This is a genomic window from Tabrizicola sp., from assembly GCF_041911175.1.
Classification (GTDB): domain Bacteria; phylum Pseudomonadota; class Alphaproteobacteria; order Rhodobacterales; family Rhodobacteraceae; genus Tabrizicola.
Genome location: NZ_JAYRPN010000127.1, coordinates 68,217 through 81,901, shown reverse-complemented (window position 1 = coordinate 81,901; position 13,685 = coordinate 68,217). Strand labels below are relative to the sequence as shown.

Below are 13,685 nucleotides of genomic sequence, written 5' to 3'. Positions count from 1 at the left end.
CTTCGCGCGCAGGACGGCGAGACAAGGAGTCTTCGCGCGCCAGCGCTCCTTGTGAAAACCGTCCCCACCCGCGCCGCCGCCCGATCGCCTCTCGCCAAGTCCGCCCGCATCCGGCAATAAGGCGGAAACGCGAGGGAACATGGACACCACCGAACGCGCCCGACTGATCCGTGCCGGTGACCGCCGGGCGCTGGCCCGCGCCATCACAGTGGTGGAAAGCGCCCGCCCCGACCACCGGGCCGAGGCGCTGGCGCTGCTGGATGCCCTGCGGCAGGGCCCGCAGGCGCTGCGCATCGGCCTCTCCGGCACGCCCGGCGTCGGCAAGTCCACCTTCATCGAGGCCTTCGGCCTGATGCTGACGGGGCAGGGCCTCAAGGTCGCGGTCCTTGCCGTCGATCCGTCCTCCGCCCGCTCCGGCGGCTCGATCCTCGGCGACAAGACCCGGATGGAACGGCTTTCCCGCGACCCGCTCGCCTTCATCCGCCCCTCGCCCAGCCAGTCGCAACTCGGCGGCGTCGCCCGCCGCACCCGCGAGGCGGTGGCGCTGTGCGAGGCGGCAGGTTTTGATGTGGTCCTGATCGAAACCGTGGGCGTCGGACAGTCCGAAACCGTCGTCGCGGAACTGAGCGACCTCTTCCTCCTCCTCCTCGCCCCCGCTGGTGGCGACGAATTGCAAGGCGTCAAACGTGGCATCATGGAGATGGCGGACCTGATCCTCGTCAACAAGGCCGACGGCGAGTTGAAGCCCGCCGCGATGCGTACCGTCGCCGACTATGCCGGGGCGCTGCACCTTCTGAGGCGCCGCCCGCAGGACCCGGCCGGGTTCCCCAAGGCCCTGCCGGTTTCGGCTCTGGAGGCCGAAGGCCTGGCCCAGGCCTGGGCGGATATGCAAAGCCTGGTCGCATGGCGGAAAGAGCAGGGCCACTGGACCCGCGCCCGCGCCGCCCAGGCCCGCCACTGGTTCGAGGCCGAGGTCCGTGAGGGCCTGCTTGCCGCCCTGTCCCGCGAACCGCAGAAAGGCCTGATGGCCAGCCTTGGCAACCGCGTGGCCATTGGCGATCTTTCGCCCGAAGCCGCCGCCGCCGAGATGTTGCGCCTTCTGGGACGCCCCCCTAGCGCGTGAAGATCAGGGCCAGCCCCGCCACCGCCAGCGCCGCCCCCGCCCAGCTGGTCGCGCTTGGCCGCTGCCCGGTCCGCAGCCACAGAAGCGGCAGGATGATCACCGGCGAGGTCGCCGACAGCGTCGCGATGATTCCGGTCTGCGACCCTTGCAGGGCGTACAGGAACAGGGTCATCCCCAGCAGCAGGCCGATCAGCGCGGTCAGTGCGGTCAGCACCAGCAGCTTCCCGGACACCTGCCGCGGCCTGTGGGGCGCGAAGGGCAGGGCGGCCACCACTCCCATCGCCAGCCCCGAAGCCCCCACCCGGATCAGCGAGCCGACATAGGGGTCGAGCCCACCCGCCATGTAAGGCCGCGCGATCAGGGCGCCCGCCGCCTGTCCCAGCGCCGCGCCAAGACCGAATAGCACCCCCAGCCGCAGGCCGCCCCAGACCTGTTCCAGCCGGTGCGCGCCACTGGGCGGGCGCCCCATGATCGCCAGCGCCACCCCCGCGATGGTCAGCGCGATCCCGGCCCAGGCCTGGCCCCCCAGCCTTTCGCCCAGCACCAGCCAGCCCAGCACCGCCGCCATCGGCGCGTTCAGCGCGAAGACCGCCCCCGCCCGGCGCGGCCCCAGCCGCCCCACCGCGGCAAAGTTCAGCGTGTCGCCCAGCAGAATGCCGACCACCCCCGACACGGCCAGCACCGCCACCGACTGCCATCCCGGCAGCGCCAGCATGCCCGAGGCCAGCACTACTCCCGCCAGAATCAGCGAGACGAAGACCTGCCGGATCAGGTTGAAATGGAACGCCCCAAGCGCCCGGATCGCGTCCGAGGCGATGATCCCCGTCGTCGCCCAGCAGGTCGCGGTCCCCAGCGCCGCAAGTTCGTGGATCGGAAAGGCCATGTTGTCTCCCTCGCCCGCTTCCGTGGCATGCGACCGCCGGGATCGCAACCCGAAGCAGGCGGGCATGAGGGGCTGCCTGACCGCTTGACGCCGCCGGGGATTCCCCTTACACGCGGCCAATCGAATTCGAGGGTCGGGGATTCCCCGCCTTCTCCCGCTTTTGACGAATCGAAGGAACACCGCAATGTCGCGCGTCTGCGAACTCACCGGCAAGGGGCCGATGTCCGGCAACACGATCAGCCACGCCAACAACAAGAGCCGTCGCCGGTTCCTCCCGAACCTGAACGAGGTCACGCTGATCTCCGACGTGCTCGGCCAGTCGTTCAAGTTCCGCGTCACCGCGGCGGCGCTGCGCTCGGTCGACCATCGCGGCGGCCTCGACGCCTATCTCGCCAAGGCCAAGGACGACGAACTGTCGGCCAATGCGCTGAAGATCAAGAAGGACATCGCCAAGGCGCAAGCCTCGGCCTGATCCGGCTGACCTGAAAGCAAAGGCCCCGCCTTCCGAATGGAGGCGGGGCCTTTCGCGTTTCGACCGGACGGCGGGTTGGCTACCGAGGGTTCCGCAGGGAGGGGCGGGCGCCAACCCGCCATTCCGCGCGAATACCTCTGGCGAAGATCAGCCGCCGCAATAGGCCTCGGCGGTCTGGCCGAAGCTCTTGTAGCGCTCCCAGAAGGCATCGTCCGACTTCGACTGCGAAATCCAGGTCGCATGGGCCGCATCCGGGTCCTTGAAGAACTTCGCCGCCCGCTTCTGATCGCCGCCCGACAGCGTCATGTCCGCCGCCTGCTGGATGCAGCCGCACAGCGACCGGTTGCCGCCGCGATCCGAGGCCATGCAGGCCCGCTCGATCGGGCCGGCCATCGCAACGCTGGACATCACCGGGAAAAAGGCCGCAGCGGCGGCCACAAGCACGTAGGGTTTCATTCGCTTCTGCCTCTTTCGCCGGGCATGGCCGGGCACGTCACCCATCCCACCGCCGGTCATATTGTAGAAGCGATCATGCCAAGTCCACGCGAATTTTTCAAGCCCTTACAGTGGCTTGGCGTGAATCGGCAGGAATCCGCAACCCCTCGCGGGCCTGCCCGGCCCTTGCTACAAGATGAAGTAGCGGGCCCATTCCCGCCCGACTGCACCAAGGAAGCTCACGACGCCATGTCGCATCCCGCCCCCACTCCTCGCACCCGCATCCGCCGCCTGCATGAGAAGGCCGCCTACGACCGCGCCGTCATCGACGCGATTCTCGACACGATGCCAGTCGCCCATGTCGGCCACATCGTCGACGGTTCCCCGGTCGTCACCCCCACCCTGCAGTGGCGCAAGGGCGACCGTGTCTACTGGCACGGCTCCTCGGCCAGCCGGATGCAGAAGCGTGCCGCGGACGAACAGGTCTGCCTCACCGTGACCCTCCTCGACGGCATGGTCCTCGCCCGTTCCGGCTTTGAACACTCGGTCAATTATCGCTCGGTCATGGTCTTCGGAACCGCCGAAGTCGTGGAAGGTGCCGCTGCCAAGGAAGCTCATCTCCGGGCCATGATGGAGCAGATGTTCCCCGACCGCTGGAACGCGCTTCGCCCGATCACCCCGCAAGAGCTGAAAGCCACCCGCATCCTCTCATTGCCCCTCACCGAGGCTTCGGCGAAACTCTCCACCGGCCATGCCACCGAGACGCCCGGGGACAGCAGCTGGCCGGTCTGGGCCGGGGTGATCCCGATCCACCTCGCGGTGGGCCAGCCCGAACCCGCCCCCGATCTTGCGCCCGGCCTGCCCGTGCCCGGCTACGCCAGCGGTTACCGCATCGGCTGACCCCGCCGCCGAAGCCACCAACTCTGCGCCATTTTCCCTTGCGCATAAGCCCTTCCCGCCCCCCGCGCGCTAAGCTATACGCGCCCGCATGATCACGCTCGACCGCATCCGCAATTTCTCCATCGTGGCGCATATCGACCACGGCAAATCCACGCTGGCCGACCGGCTGATCCAGTCGACGGGCACGGTCGCCGAACGCGACATGCAGGCCCAGCTCCTCGACTCGATGGATATCGAGCGCGAACGCGGCATCACCATCAAGGCCAACACCGTCCGGATCGAATATCCGGCGAAGGACGGCCAGACCTATATCCTGAACCTGATCGACACCCCCGGCCACGTCGACTTCGCCTACGAGGTCTCCCGCTCCATGCGCGCCGTCGAAGGCTCGCTTCTGGTGGTCGACGCCTCCCAGGGCGTCGAGGCCCAGACGCTCGCCAACGTCTACCAGGCCCTCGACGCTGGCCACGAGATCGTCCCGGTCCTGAACAAGATCGACCTTCCTGCGGCGGAGCCCGAGCGGGTGAAGCAGAACATCGAGGACGTGATCGGCCTCGACGCCAGTGACGCCATCCCGATCAGCGCCAAGACCGGCCTCGGCATCCCCGATGTGCTGGAGGCCATCGTCCACCGCCTGCCCGCCCCGAAGGGCGACCGCAACGCGCCGCTGAAAGCCATGCTCGTCGACAGCTGGTATGACGCCTACCTCGGCGTCGTCGTCATGATCCGCATCGTCGATGGCGTGGTCCGCAAGGGCGACCGCATCAAGATGATGCAGACCGGCGCCGTCTACGGCATCGACAAGCTGGCCGTGCTGAAACCCCAGATGGTCGACATCCCCGAGCTTGGCCCCGGCGAGATCGGCGTCTTCACCGCCTCGATCAAGCAGGTCCGCGACACCAAGGTGGGCGACACCATCACCCACGAACGCAAACCCACAGACGCGCCGCTTCCCGGCTTCAAACCCTCGGTCCCCGTGGTCTTCTGCGGCCTCTTCCCGGTCGACGCCGCCGACTTCGAGGCCCTGCGCGACGCCATCGAGAAACTCGCCCTGAACGACGCCAGCTTCACCTACGAGATGGAAACCTCCGCTGCCCTCGGCTTCGGCTTCCGCATGGGCTTCCTCGGCCTTCTGCACCTCGAAGTCGTCCGTGACCGGCTCGAACGCGAATACGACCTCGACCTGATCACCACCGCCCCGTCCGTGGTCTTCAAGCTGTACATGAAGGACGGCGAGGTCCGTGACCTCCACAACCCCGCCGACATGCCCGACCTCACTTACGTCGACCATATCGAGGAGCCGCGGATCAAGGCCACGATCATGGTGCCCGACGACTACCTCGGCGACATTCTGAAACTCTGCCAGGACCGCCGCGGCATCCAGCTGAACCTCACCTACGCCGGGTCGCGGGCGATGGTCGAATACGACCTGCCGCTGGCCGAAGTGGTCTTCGACTTCTACGACCGGCTGAAATCGGTGACCAAGGGCTACGCGAGCTTCGACTACCAGATCAGCGAATACCGCGAGGACAACCTGGTCAAGATGTCGATCCTGGTGAACGACGAACCTGTCGACGCGCTGAGCATGATGGTCCACCGCGACCGCGCCGAGGCCCGCGGCCGGTCGATGGTGGAGAAGCTGAAGGACCTGATCCCGAGGCACATGTTCAAGATCCCGATCCAGGCGGCGATTGGGGGGAGGGTGATCGCCCGCGAGACCCTGTCCGCCATGCGCAAGGACGTGACCGCGAAGTGCTACGGCGGGGACGCGACCCGGAAGAAGAAGCTGCTGGAGAAGCAGAAGGCGGGCAAGAAGAAGATGCGCCAGTTCGGGAAGGTGGAAATCCCGCAGGAGGCGTTCATCGCGGCGCTGAAGATGGATGGGTGAGCGAGAGGCGCGTTTTCGCGCGCCCTCCGCATCAACTGACGCATTCGCCGCGACGGTCGCCCGCCCTGCGTAGGTCGGGGTTCACCCCGACTCCCCGGCAAGCCTACTTGCAGACCCCGAGGTCATCGCAGAACACCCCCGCAGCGCCGCCGACGACCGCCCCGGTCAGCGCGTTTCCGCCCGTCACATCCGCGATCACCGCGCCGCCTGCCGCCCCGGCAAGCCCGCGTTCGGTATCCGTATCCAGGCAGCCCGACAGCGCCACTGCACAGGCCAGCACGCCCAAAAGCTTCACAGTCTTCATCACATCACCCTCCAAGGTTGCGGTCCCGATCCTGCCCGCCTGCCGCGCCCGCTGCATCGGGGATCGCTCCCCGCCAGGCAGGGTCGGCGGCCTTCCTCCCGTCCAGCACCACCAAACCGGCGGCTCTCTGCCTACATCCCGGCTTGCGTCTCCTGCGCCTCTTCGGTGATCGCTTCCCCGGCGGTCGTCAGGTCGCGGCCCGCGCCTTCGACGGTTTCGCAGGCGGCAAGGCCCAGCAGGGCGAGGAGGGCAAGAGTACGGGTCATGGATCAGGTCCTTCGTTGCATATCCATGCGAATAACCCGCCAGATCGCGTCCCGTTCCGGCAGCGTCCGTCGCGAAGGTCGACATCCGCGCAAGCCACCGCCCATATGGACGGAAGCCATACCGGATCCATACGCAAGCCAGACGCTTAACCCCCTGTTAACCAAGCTCTGCCACACTCGACCCATGAAACCCCATATCCCCCTGGTCCCGCTTCTCTTTCTGGCCGCCTGTGGCGCCTCTCCGGCCCCCGAATTCCTGGGTGCGACCCGCACCGACGTTAACCTTGACGGGCGGGATTATACCGTCTTCCAGAAGGGTGAGCGGGTGGAGGTCATCCGCCTTGGCTATGCCCATCGCGGCGAGCATCAGGAAATTCGCGCCACGATGATCGAACTGATCCCCCGCGTGACTGGTTGCAAGCTGCGCGACAGCACCCTCACCGGCGACAGCGGCGAGATGCGGGGAAGCCTGGACTGCCCCAAGCAGCCTTGACTCATCCTGCAAAACCCCCAAGAAGCAGGCACCGAAACGGGGGCCTGCCATGCGCCAGATCGACCTTTCCCGCAGCCTGACGCAGGCGCGGATTCCGGAACTGCCCAACCCCTATTTCGGCAAGGTCCGCGACTGCTACGACTTGCCCGACGACACCCGACTTTTGATCTCCTCTGACCGGATTTCCGCGTTCGATCAGATACTTGCGGTGATCCCCTGGAAGGGCCAGGTGCTGACCCAGCTTGCCCGCTACTGGTTCGACAACACGGGTGACATCGCGGCGAACCACGTCATCTCCTACCCGGACCCGAACGTGGTGCTGGGCAAGAAACTGACCATCCTGCCCGTCGAAATCGTCGTTCGCGGCTACCTTGCCGGAACCACCTCGACCTCGATCCTGACCCGGTACAAGACCGGTGCGCGGGTCATGTACGGACACACCCTGCCGGACGGCCTGCGCGACAACGAAGCCCTGCCGCAGGCGATCATCACTCCCACCTCGAAAGCCTTCGATGGCGGCCATGACGAACCGTTGACCGCCGACGAAATCCTGGCCTCCGGCCTGTTGACCCGCGCCCAATGGGACGAAGTCAGCGCGAAGGCGCTTGCCCTTTTTGCCCGCGGTCAGGAAATGGCGCGAAAACAAGGCCTTATCCTGGTCGATACGAAATACGAATTCGGCACCGATGTGGACGGCAACATCCTCCTCGCCGATGAAATCCACACCCCCGATTCCAGCCGCTACTGGATCGCCGAGGGCTATCAGCAGGCCTTCGAAAGCGGCACCCGCCCGCCGAGCTTCGACAAGGATGTGATCCGCGCCTGGGTCGTCGCGCGCTGCGATCCCTACAAGGACCCGGTGCCTGATATCCCGCTGGAAATGATCGAGAAAACGGCACTGGTCTACATCGAGGCGTTCGAGGCTATCACCGGCCAGCCCTTCGTGCCCGATACCAGCGAAGCCACGCCGCTCGACCGGATCCGGACCAACCTGACACCGTTCTTCACGGCCTGAGTTGTTTGCGCTAACAACAGTGAATTCCAAGGGGGACGATCATGATTCTCAGCTGTGGCGAAGCCCTCATCGACATGTTGCCGAGGACCTCGACCGAAGGCGAGGCCTGCTTTGCCCCCTATGCGGGCGGCGCCGTCTTCAACACCGCAATCGCGCTTGGTCGGCTTGGCGCGCCATCGGCGTTTTTTTCTGGCGTTTCCAATGACATGCTGGGGGAAATCCTGGCGGATACCCTGGCCGCCTCGAAGGTCGACATAGGCTTCCTCGCACGGTCAGACCGGCCCACGACCGTCGCCTTCGTCAAGCTGGTGAACGGCCAGGCCACCTATGCCTTCTATGACGAGGCGACGGCGGGGCGGATGCTGTCCATCGCTGACCTGCCGGAGCTTCCGGCCAGCATCTCCACCCTGTTCCTGGGCGGCATCAGCCTGGTGAACGACCCCGCAGCCTCGACCTATGAGGCGCTGCAGGCCCGCGAATGCGCCAGCCGCGTGACGATGGTCGACCCCAACATCCGCCCCGGTTTCATCGCGGGCAAGGAGGCCGAATACCGCGCCCGGATCGAGCGGATGGTGGCCCGCGCCGACATCGTCAAGCTCTCGGACGAGGATCTGCACTGGCTGGAAGGGCAGGGCGACCTGACCGCGCTGGCGCGGGGGATCCTCGCCAAGGGCCCGAAGGTTGTCTTCATCACCGAAGGCGCAAGGGGCGCGCGTGCGGTGACGGCGACACAGGATATTTTCGTGACGGCGCAAAAGGTTACGGTCGTCGACACCGTCGGCGCCGGGGATACGTTCAACGCGGGCGTCCTCGCCGCGCTGCATCAGGCCGGGGCGCTGACCAAAGTCGGTGTGGCGGCTCTTGACGACGCTACCCTGACCGCAGCGCTCAGCCTTGGCACCCGGGCGGCGGCCGTCACCGTCAGCCGTGCCGGGGCGAACCCGCCCTGGGCGAACGAGCTGTGAGGGCTGTCCTCCAGCGCGTCGCCGAGGCGCAGGTCCGGGTGGAGGGAGAGCTGATCGGCCAGACCGGCAAGGGCTTCCTGATCCTCGTCTGCGCGATGGGCGGGGATACCGAGGCGCAGGCAGAAAGGCTGGCGGCGAAGGTCGCCAAGCTGCGGGTGTTCAAGGACGACCAGGGCAAGATGAACCTGTCGGTCAGGGACATCCAAGGGTCGGCTCTCGTGGTCAGCCAGTTCACCCTCGCGGCCGACCTGCGCGGCAACCGGCCCGGTTTTTCGACCGCCGCGCCGCCAGCCGAGGGCGAGCGGCTTTACCTTCACTTCAGTCAAGCGCTGGAAAAGGAAGGCGTTCCGGTTGCCAACGGCCGGTTTGGCGCCGACATGGCAGTGAGCCTCGTCAACGACGGGCCGGTGACCATCTGGATGGACACCGACCAGCCTTGATCATTTGAACGGGTTGCCGGGCGTCCGCTTGGTGATCACGTTGCCGCAATCGACCAGCGCACCGATCGAGGCGCTGGACCCTGACAGCGAATAGTTCTGCACGTCCGATCCGCTGTCGTCGCGCAGGTAGAGCCGGTTGCCCCGGGCGACCTCGGTGATGAAGTTGATCCCGGCCTGGCTGTCGGGCAGATAGAACAGCACCGAATTCTGATAGAGTTCCGCCCCCGTCAGGCTCCACGGTGCGCGGCGGTCGATCTGCACGCCGAGGTCGGCGGTCTGACCTTCGCCGAACTCCCAGGCAGTGGAATAGAACTGCAACTGCACCGTGCCATCCGGGAAGGTCCAGATCGAGAAGCTTTCCCCCGGCGCCTTTACCTCGGCCACGCAACCGACCGAGCCGTCGTCCCAGCCGACGACGGAGACTTCCCAATGCTTGTGCGAAAACAGCACTTCCGACTGCTGCGCGCTTGCCACCCCAGCCGATATGGCAATCAATGCAGCCGCCAGCCCCGTGCAAAACTTCATCATCATATTCCCGTGAATGCGTCCCTTCGGCTTGTTTGTCGCGCCAAGGGACGATTCAGGCAAATGAAACTTGCTGTCATGCAAGCGACAGTCCGTTCCTGTTGCCGGATCAGGCCGCCCATTCCCAGGGATTTGAGAACTGCCCGAGGATCGACGCCACCGCCGCATCCTCGACCGGGCCGGACTTTGCCAGCTGGGCGACAAGCCCCCGTTTCTTGTCCTCGATCACCAAGGCGACACGCGCAGGCAGCCCCGCCTCGGCCAGTGCCGCGTCGTAGGTGCGGGTGATCGCCATCCGCCTGAGGTCGGGCTTGAACACCTTGCCCACCGCCGTCTTCGGCAGTTCGGTCAGGATTTCCAGATACTTGGGCACCGCCGCCCGTTCGCTGATATGTTTGGCGGCATAGGCCATCAGGTCCTCGACCGTGGCCGAAGCACCCTTGACCAGCTCGACATAGGCGCAGGGAAGTTCTCCGGCATGGGCATCCGGCTGGCCGATGGCGCCCACGAAGCCCACCGCCTCGTGCCCCATCAGGGCTTCCTCGATGATCGCCGGGTCGATGTTGTGGCCACCGCGGATGATCAGGTCCTTCGCGCGACCCGTGATGAAGAGATATCCCTCCGCGTCGATCCGCCCCAGGTCGCCGGTGCGCAGGAAGCGGCCATCGGCGAAGAGCTCGCGGTTCTTGTCGGCCTCGGTATAGGTCGAACCCTCATAGACCCCGGGGTTCGAGACGCAGATTTCCCCGACCTCGTCCACCGCGCATTCGCGGTAGTCGGTCGCGCCCTGCCGGGTCAGGATGCGAACATTGCAATAGGGGAAGATCAGCCCGACCGAGCCGATCTTCTTCACCCCGTCCGGCGGGTTGACCGAGACGAGGCAGGTGGCTTCGGTCAGGCCGTATCCCTCGACGATCTCGACCCCGGTTTCCTTCCTGAACCGGTTGTAAAGCTCGACCGGAAGCGGTGACGAGCCCGAAAAGGCATTCTTCAGGCTGGAGATGTCGGCATTGACCGGACGCTGCATCAGCGCGGCCAGCGCGGTCGGCACGGTGATCATGTAGGTCACGCGGTAGCGCTCGACCAGTTTCCAGAAGTTGTCGAACACGCCTTCGCCGCGATAGCCCTGCGGGGTCGGGAACACGACATGGGCACCCGAGGCGATCATCGACATCAGGATCGGATAGCAGGCGAAGACGTGGAACAAGGGCAGCGGGCAGATCACCACGTCGGTCGGCCTGAACAGAAGCGTCGCCCCCAGCCAGCCGTTGTAGACCATGCCGGAAACCTTGTGCTGCGCGACCTTCGGCATGCCCGTGGTGCCGCCGGTGTGGAAATAGGCGGCGACCCGGTCGTCCTGGCTGTCGGCGAAGGTCAGCCTGTCGGCGGGCATCCGGGCCATCTCGGCGCGGAAATCCTTGACGTTCGCGGTATGCTGGACCGGGTTTTTCGGGCGGATCCAGGGCACGATCACCTTCTTCAGCCCCGACAGGTAGGGGACGAGGTCCACTTCCAGCACCGTCTTCACGTTCGGCGCGAACTGCACCGCTTCGGCCACCTTCTGCGCCAGGTCGGTCTTCGGGAAGGGCTTCAGCGTGACGACGACCTTCGCGCCGGTCTCGCGCAGGATGGCGCTGATCTTGTCGGGCTCCAGGAGCGGGTTGATCGGGTTGACGATGCCCGCGACCGCCCCGCCCAAGAGCGTCACCACCGTCTCCATCGTGTTCGGCAGGATGAAGGCCACCACGTCCGTCTCGCCCACGCCCAGCGAGCGGAAGAGGTTCGCCGCCTGCGTCACCTTGCCGTGCAACTCGGCCCAGGTCAGCGTGACCTTCTTCGTATCGGGGCCGGAAAGCAGCTGGTAGCTGACGGCGGGTCGCGCGCCATGCGCCGTCTTGGCCCGTGTCAGGAAATCATACATCGACCGCGCCTGGCCCCTAGCGGCCCAGGGCATCTCGGCCTCGATGGCCTTGAGGTCCGCAGCGGTTGCGAAAGTGGTCATCGGTTTCCTCCCCAGGACGCCCGCTGTCGCCGCAGGCTTCAGACGAACATGGGGGGAGGAGCCGTGTTTGTGAAGTCGGATTGTCCCGGCCAGACCGGCCAGGACGCAGCGTCAGACCGCGCCTTCGGTGAACTGCAACCGGGCGAGACGGGCGTAGAGGCCGTCTTCGGCGACGAGCTGGTCATGCGTGCCCTGTGCGACGATCCGGCCGTGATCGAAGACCACGATCCGGTCGGCCCGCTTCACCGTGGCCAGCCGGTGCGCCACCACCAGCGTGGTCCGCCCCTCGGCCAGCTTGTCGACCGCCGCCTGCACCAGCCGCTCGCTTTCGGCGTCCAGCGCACTGGTCGCCTCGTCCAGCAGAAGGATCGGCGCGTCGCGCAGGATGGCGCGGGCGATGGCGACCCGCTGCTTCTGCCCGCCCGAGAGCATCACGCCGCGTTCGCCCAGATAGCTGTCATAGCCCTGCGGCAAGGCTGCCAGGAAGTCATGCGCGGCGGCGGCCCTTGCGGCGGCCTCGACCTCGGCATCGGTTGCATCGAGGCGGCCGAAGCGGATGTTCTCGCGGGCGGAGGTCGCGAAGATCACCGGGTCCTGCGGCACCAGCGCGATGAAGCGGCGGAAATCGGACCGCGCCATGCTGGAAAGCTCCAGCCCGTCCAGCGTGATCTTGCCCGACTGCGGGTCATAGAACCGCATGAGGAGCTGCAGGATCGTCGTCTTGCCCGCGCCCGAAGGCCCGACCAGCGCCACTGTCTCGCCGGGCTTCACTTGCAGCGACACGCCCAGCAGGGCCGAGGCCTCGGGCCGCGCCGGATAGCGGAAGGTCACGTCATCGAAGGCGATCTCGCCCCGCACCGGGCGCGGCAGGGCCACCGGGCGCAGCGGGTCCTTGACCGAATCCTCGGTCCCGAGCAGCTCCACCAGCCGCTCGGTCGCGCCCGCCGCGCGCTGCAACTCGCCCCAGATCTCCGACAGCGCCCCCACTGCGCCCGCCACCATCACCGCATAGATGACGAACTGGATCAGCGCGCCGACCGACATCGTGCCGCCCCGCACGTCGCGCGCGCCGATCCACAGCACGCCCACCACTCCGGCGAAGACCAGGAAGATCACGATCACCGTCATCACCGCCCGCGTCTTGATCCGCGCCTTGGCCGAGGTGAAGCTCTTTTCGGTCACTTCCGCGAACGCGGCCCGCGTCGCGTCTTCATGGGTGAAGGCCTGCACCGTCTGCACCGATGACAGGGCTTCGGACGCGGAGCCGGAGGAGGCCGCGATCCAGTCCTGGTTCTCCCGCGACAGCGCCCTGAGCTTCCGGCCCAGCACGATGATCGGCACGATGATCGCCGGGACGACCAGCAGCACGAGGCCGGTCAGCTTGGCCGAGGTCAGCATCAAAAGCACCAGCCCACCCAGCAATATCAGCACGTTCCGCAGCGCGACCGAGACCGAAGAGCCGATCACCGACAGGATCAGCGTGGTGTCGGTGGTGATCCGGCTCAACACCTCGCCGGTCAGGATGCGCTCGAAGAAGGCGGGCGACATGCCCAGCACCCGGTCGAAGAGCGCGCGTCGGATGTCGGCCACCACCCGCTCACCCAGCCGGGTGACGAAGTAGTAGCGCAGCCCCGTTCCCACCGCGAGCAGCGCGGCAATGGCCAGCGCCGCCCCGAAATACTTGTCCAGCAAGGCGACCTGTGCGGAGTTGAATCCGTCGACCACCCGACGCACCGCCAGCGGCAGCACCAGGCTGATCCCCGCCGTCAGGATCAGCGCCATCAGCGCCAGCGCCGCCATGCCGCGATAGGGCCAGAGGAACGGCACCAGCCCGCGCAGCGCGCCGACCCGTTTCGACTTCGGCCGATCCTCGACCACCGAACTGTCCGCCATATGCCCCATGCCTCATGCGATGTCGGGCATGGGTCTAATCGCTGGCGGCCCCGCCTTCAAGCGCCCCCGCCCGCGACCTGA

General features: G+C 66.6%; 15 protein-coding genes. 8 read left to right on the top strand and 7 right to left on the bottom strand.

The genetic code is table 11. From position 1 onward, the window contains the following. The first annotated feature begins 139 nt into the window (after positions 1 to 139). Positions 140 to 1,123, top strand: coding sequence for a methylmalonyl Co-A mutase-associated GTPase MeaB (meaB, locus tag ACE3P6_RS17745; protein WP_374397708.1), 984 nt, complete (start codon positions 140 to 142; stop codon positions 1,121 to 1,123). Here the strand turns inward: meaB and ACE3P6_RS17740 are convergent. Next, positions 1,113 to 2,006, bottom strand: coding sequence for a DMT family transporter (locus tag ACE3P6_RS17740; protein ID WP_374397706.1), 894 nt, complete (start codon positions 2,004 to 2,006; stop codon positions 1,113 to 1,115). The genes meaB and ACE3P6_RS17740 overlap by 11 nt on opposite strands. A 184-nt stretch (positions 2,007 to 2,190) precedes the next feature. Here ACE3P6_RS17740 and rpmB point away from each other — a divergent pair, with 184 nt between their 5' ends. Then, positions 2,191 to 2,478: a 50S ribosomal protein L28 gene (rpmB, locus tag ACE3P6_RS17735; protein ID WP_374376968.1), complete on the top strand. Its 288-nt coding sequence runs from the start codon at positions 2,191 to 2,193 to the stop codon at positions 2,476 to 2,478. A gap of 147 nt (positions 2,479 to 2,625) precedes the next feature. Here rpmB and ACE3P6_RS17730 read toward each other — a convergent pair whose 3' ends face one another. Next, the gene (locus ACE3P6_RS17730) at positions 2,626 to 2,934 is read right to left on the bottom strand and encodes a hypothetical protein (protein WP_374397704.1); all 309 of its coding nucleotides are present in this window, start codon (positions 2,932 to 2,934) and stop codon (positions 2,626 to 2,628) included. Between the two features lie 228 nt (positions 2,935 to 3,162). Here ACE3P6_RS17730 and ACE3P6_RS17725 point away from each other — a divergent pair, with 228 nt between their 5' ends. Next, positions 3,163 to 3,813 (top strand): pyridoxamine 5'-phosphate oxidase family protein, encoded by a 651-nt coding sequence (locus ACE3P6_RS17725; RefSeq protein WP_374397702.1) that lies wholly within the window; start codon positions 3,163 to 3,165, stop codon positions 3,811 to 3,813. Between the two features lie 88 nt (positions 3,814 to 3,901). Further along, on the top strand, positions 3,902 to 5,701 hold the full coding sequence (gene lepA / locus ACE3P6_RS17720) for a translation elongation factor 4 (protein WP_374397701.1): 1,800 nt from the start codon (positions 3,902 to 3,904) through the stop codon (positions 5,699 to 5,701). Positions 5,702 to 5,804: 103 nt separating this feature from the next. Here the strand turns inward: lepA and ACE3P6_RS17715 are convergent, their stop codons facing one another. Beyond that, positions 5,805 to 6,005, bottom strand: coding sequence for a hypothetical protein (locus tag ACE3P6_RS17715; protein ID WP_374397699.1), 201 nt, complete (start codon positions 6,003 to 6,005; stop codon positions 5,805 to 5,807). A 131-nt stretch (positions 6,006 to 6,136) separates the two neighbouring features. Then, a complete protein-coding gene (locus ACE3P6_RS17710) occupies positions 6,137 to 6,271 on the bottom strand; it encodes an entericidin A/B family lipoprotein (protein WP_374376747.1) in 135 nt (44 codons plus the stop codon). 184 nt (positions 6,272 to 6,455) lie between these two features. Here ACE3P6_RS17710 and ACE3P6_RS17705 point away from each other — a divergent pair, with 184 nt between their 5' ends. Genes ACE3P6_RS17705 through dtd form a run of 4 tightly spaced genes read left to right on the top strand, consistent with a single transcriptional unit; the run spans position 6,456 to position 9,184 of the window. Then, the gene (locus tag ACE3P6_RS17705) at positions 6,456 to 6,764 is read left to right on the top strand and encodes a hypothetical protein (protein ID WP_374397697.1); all 309 of its coding nucleotides are present in this window, start codon (positions 6,456 to 6,458) and stop codon (positions 6,762 to 6,764) included. Positions 6,765 to 6,813: 49 nt separating this feature from the next. Further along, positions 6,814 to 7,779 carry a phosphoribosylaminoimidazolesuccinocarboxamide synthase gene (locus ACE3P6_RS17700; protein ID WP_374397695.1) on the top strand — a complete coding sequence of 322 codons (966 nt, stop codon included), beginning with the start codon at positions 6,814 to 6,816 and terminating at the stop codon, positions 7,777 to 7,779. Positions 7,780 to 7,820: 41 nt separating this feature from the next. Beyond that, entirely contained in the window at positions 7,821 to 8,744 is a 924-nt protein-coding gene (locus tag ACE3P6_RS17695; RefSeq protein WP_374397693.1) for a carbohydrate kinase, read from the top strand. Next, positions 8,741 to 9,184: a D-aminoacyl-tRNA deacylase gene (gene dtd, locus ACE3P6_RS17690; RefSeq protein ID WP_374397691.1), complete on the top strand. Its 444-nt coding sequence runs from the start codon at positions 8,741 to 8,743 to the stop codon at positions 9,182 to 9,184. Before ACE3P6_RS17695 ends, dtd begins: the two co-directional genes overlap by 4 nt. On the opposite strand, the gene ACE3P6_RS17685 is transcribed toward dtd, so the two are convergent. From ACE3P6_RS17685 to ACE3P6_RS17675, 3 genes are all read right to left on the bottom strand, one after another. Further along, positions 9,185 to 9,709 carry a hypothetical protein gene (locus tag ACE3P6_RS17685; protein WP_374397689.1) on the bottom strand — a complete coding sequence of 175 codons (525 nt, stop codon included), beginning with the start codon at positions 9,707 to 9,709 and terminating at the stop codon, positions 9,185 to 9,187. Positions 9,710 to 9,818: 109 nt separating this feature from the next. Further along, entirely contained in the window at positions 9,819 to 11,711 is a 1,893-nt protein-coding gene (locus ACE3P6_RS17680) for an acyl-CoA synthetase (RefSeq protein ID WP_374397688.1), read from the bottom strand. A gap of 111 nt (positions 11,712 to 11,822) precedes the next feature. Further along, the gene (locus tag ACE3P6_RS17675) at positions 11,823 to 13,604 is read right to left on the bottom strand and encodes an ABC transporter transmembrane domain-containing protein (protein WP_374397686.1); all 1,782 of its coding nucleotides are present in this window, start codon (positions 13,602 to 13,604) and stop codon (positions 11,823 to 11,825) included. Positions 13,605 to 13,685: the final 81 nt, after the last annotated feature.

Excerpts from the sequence above, each read along its gene's own strand:
- meaB (WP_374397708.1), top strand. The coding sequence starts at position 140 with ATGGACACCACCGAACGCGCCCGACTGATCCGTGCCGGTGACCGCCGG.
- ACE3P6_RS17675 (WP_374397686.1), bottom strand. The coding sequence starts at position 13,604 with ATGGCGGACAGTTCGGTGGTCGAGGATCGGCCGAAGTCGAAACGGGTC.
- rpmB (WP_374376968.1), top strand. The coding sequence starts at position 2,191 with ATGTCGCGCGTCTGCGAACTCACCGGCAAGGGGCCGATGTCCGGCAAC.
- ACE3P6_RS17705 (WP_374397697.1), top strand. The coding sequence starts at position 6,456 with ATGAAACCCCATATCCCCCTGGTCCCGCTTCTCTTTCTGGCCGCCTGT.
- lepA (WP_374397701.1), top strand. The coding sequence starts at position 3,902 with ATGATCACGCTCGACCGCATCCGCAATTTCTCCATCGTGGCGCATATC.
- ACE3P6_RS17740 (WP_374397706.1), bottom strand. The coding sequence starts at position 2,006 with ATGGCCTTTCCGATCCACGAACTTGCGGCGCTGGGGACCGCGACCTGC.
- ACE3P6_RS17730 (WP_374397704.1), bottom strand. The coding sequence starts at position 2,934 with ATGAAACCCTACGTGCTTGTGGCCGCCGCTGCGGCCTTTTTCCCGGTG.
- ACE3P6_RS17700 (WP_374397695.1), top strand. The coding sequence starts at position 6,814 with ATGCGCCAGATCGACCTTTCCCGCAGCCTGACGCAGGCGCGGATTCCG.
- ACE3P6_RS17710 (WP_374376747.1), bottom strand. The coding sequence starts at position 6,271 with ATGACCCGTACTCTTGCCCTCCTCGCCCTGCTGGGCCTTGCCGCCTGC.
- ACE3P6_RS17685 (WP_374397689.1), bottom strand. The coding sequence starts at position 9,709 with ATGAAGTTTTGCACGGGGCTGGCGGCTGCATTGATTGCCATATCGGCT.
- ACE3P6_RS17680 (WP_374397688.1), bottom strand. The coding sequence starts at position 11,711 with ATGACCACTTTCGCAACCGCTGCGGACCTCAAGGCCATCGAGGCCGAG.
- ACE3P6_RS17725 (WP_374397702.1), top strand. The coding sequence starts at position 3,163 with ATGTCGCATCCCGCCCCCACTCCTCGCACCCGCATCCGCCGCCTGCAT.
- ACE3P6_RS17715 (WP_374397699.1), bottom strand. The coding sequence starts at position 6,005 with ATGAAGACTGTGAAGCTTTTGGGCGTGCTGGCCTGTGCAGTGGCGCTG.
- ACE3P6_RS17695 (WP_374397693.1), top strand. The coding sequence starts at position 7,821 with ATGATTCTCAGCTGTGGCGAAGCCCTCATCGACATGTTGCCGAGGACC.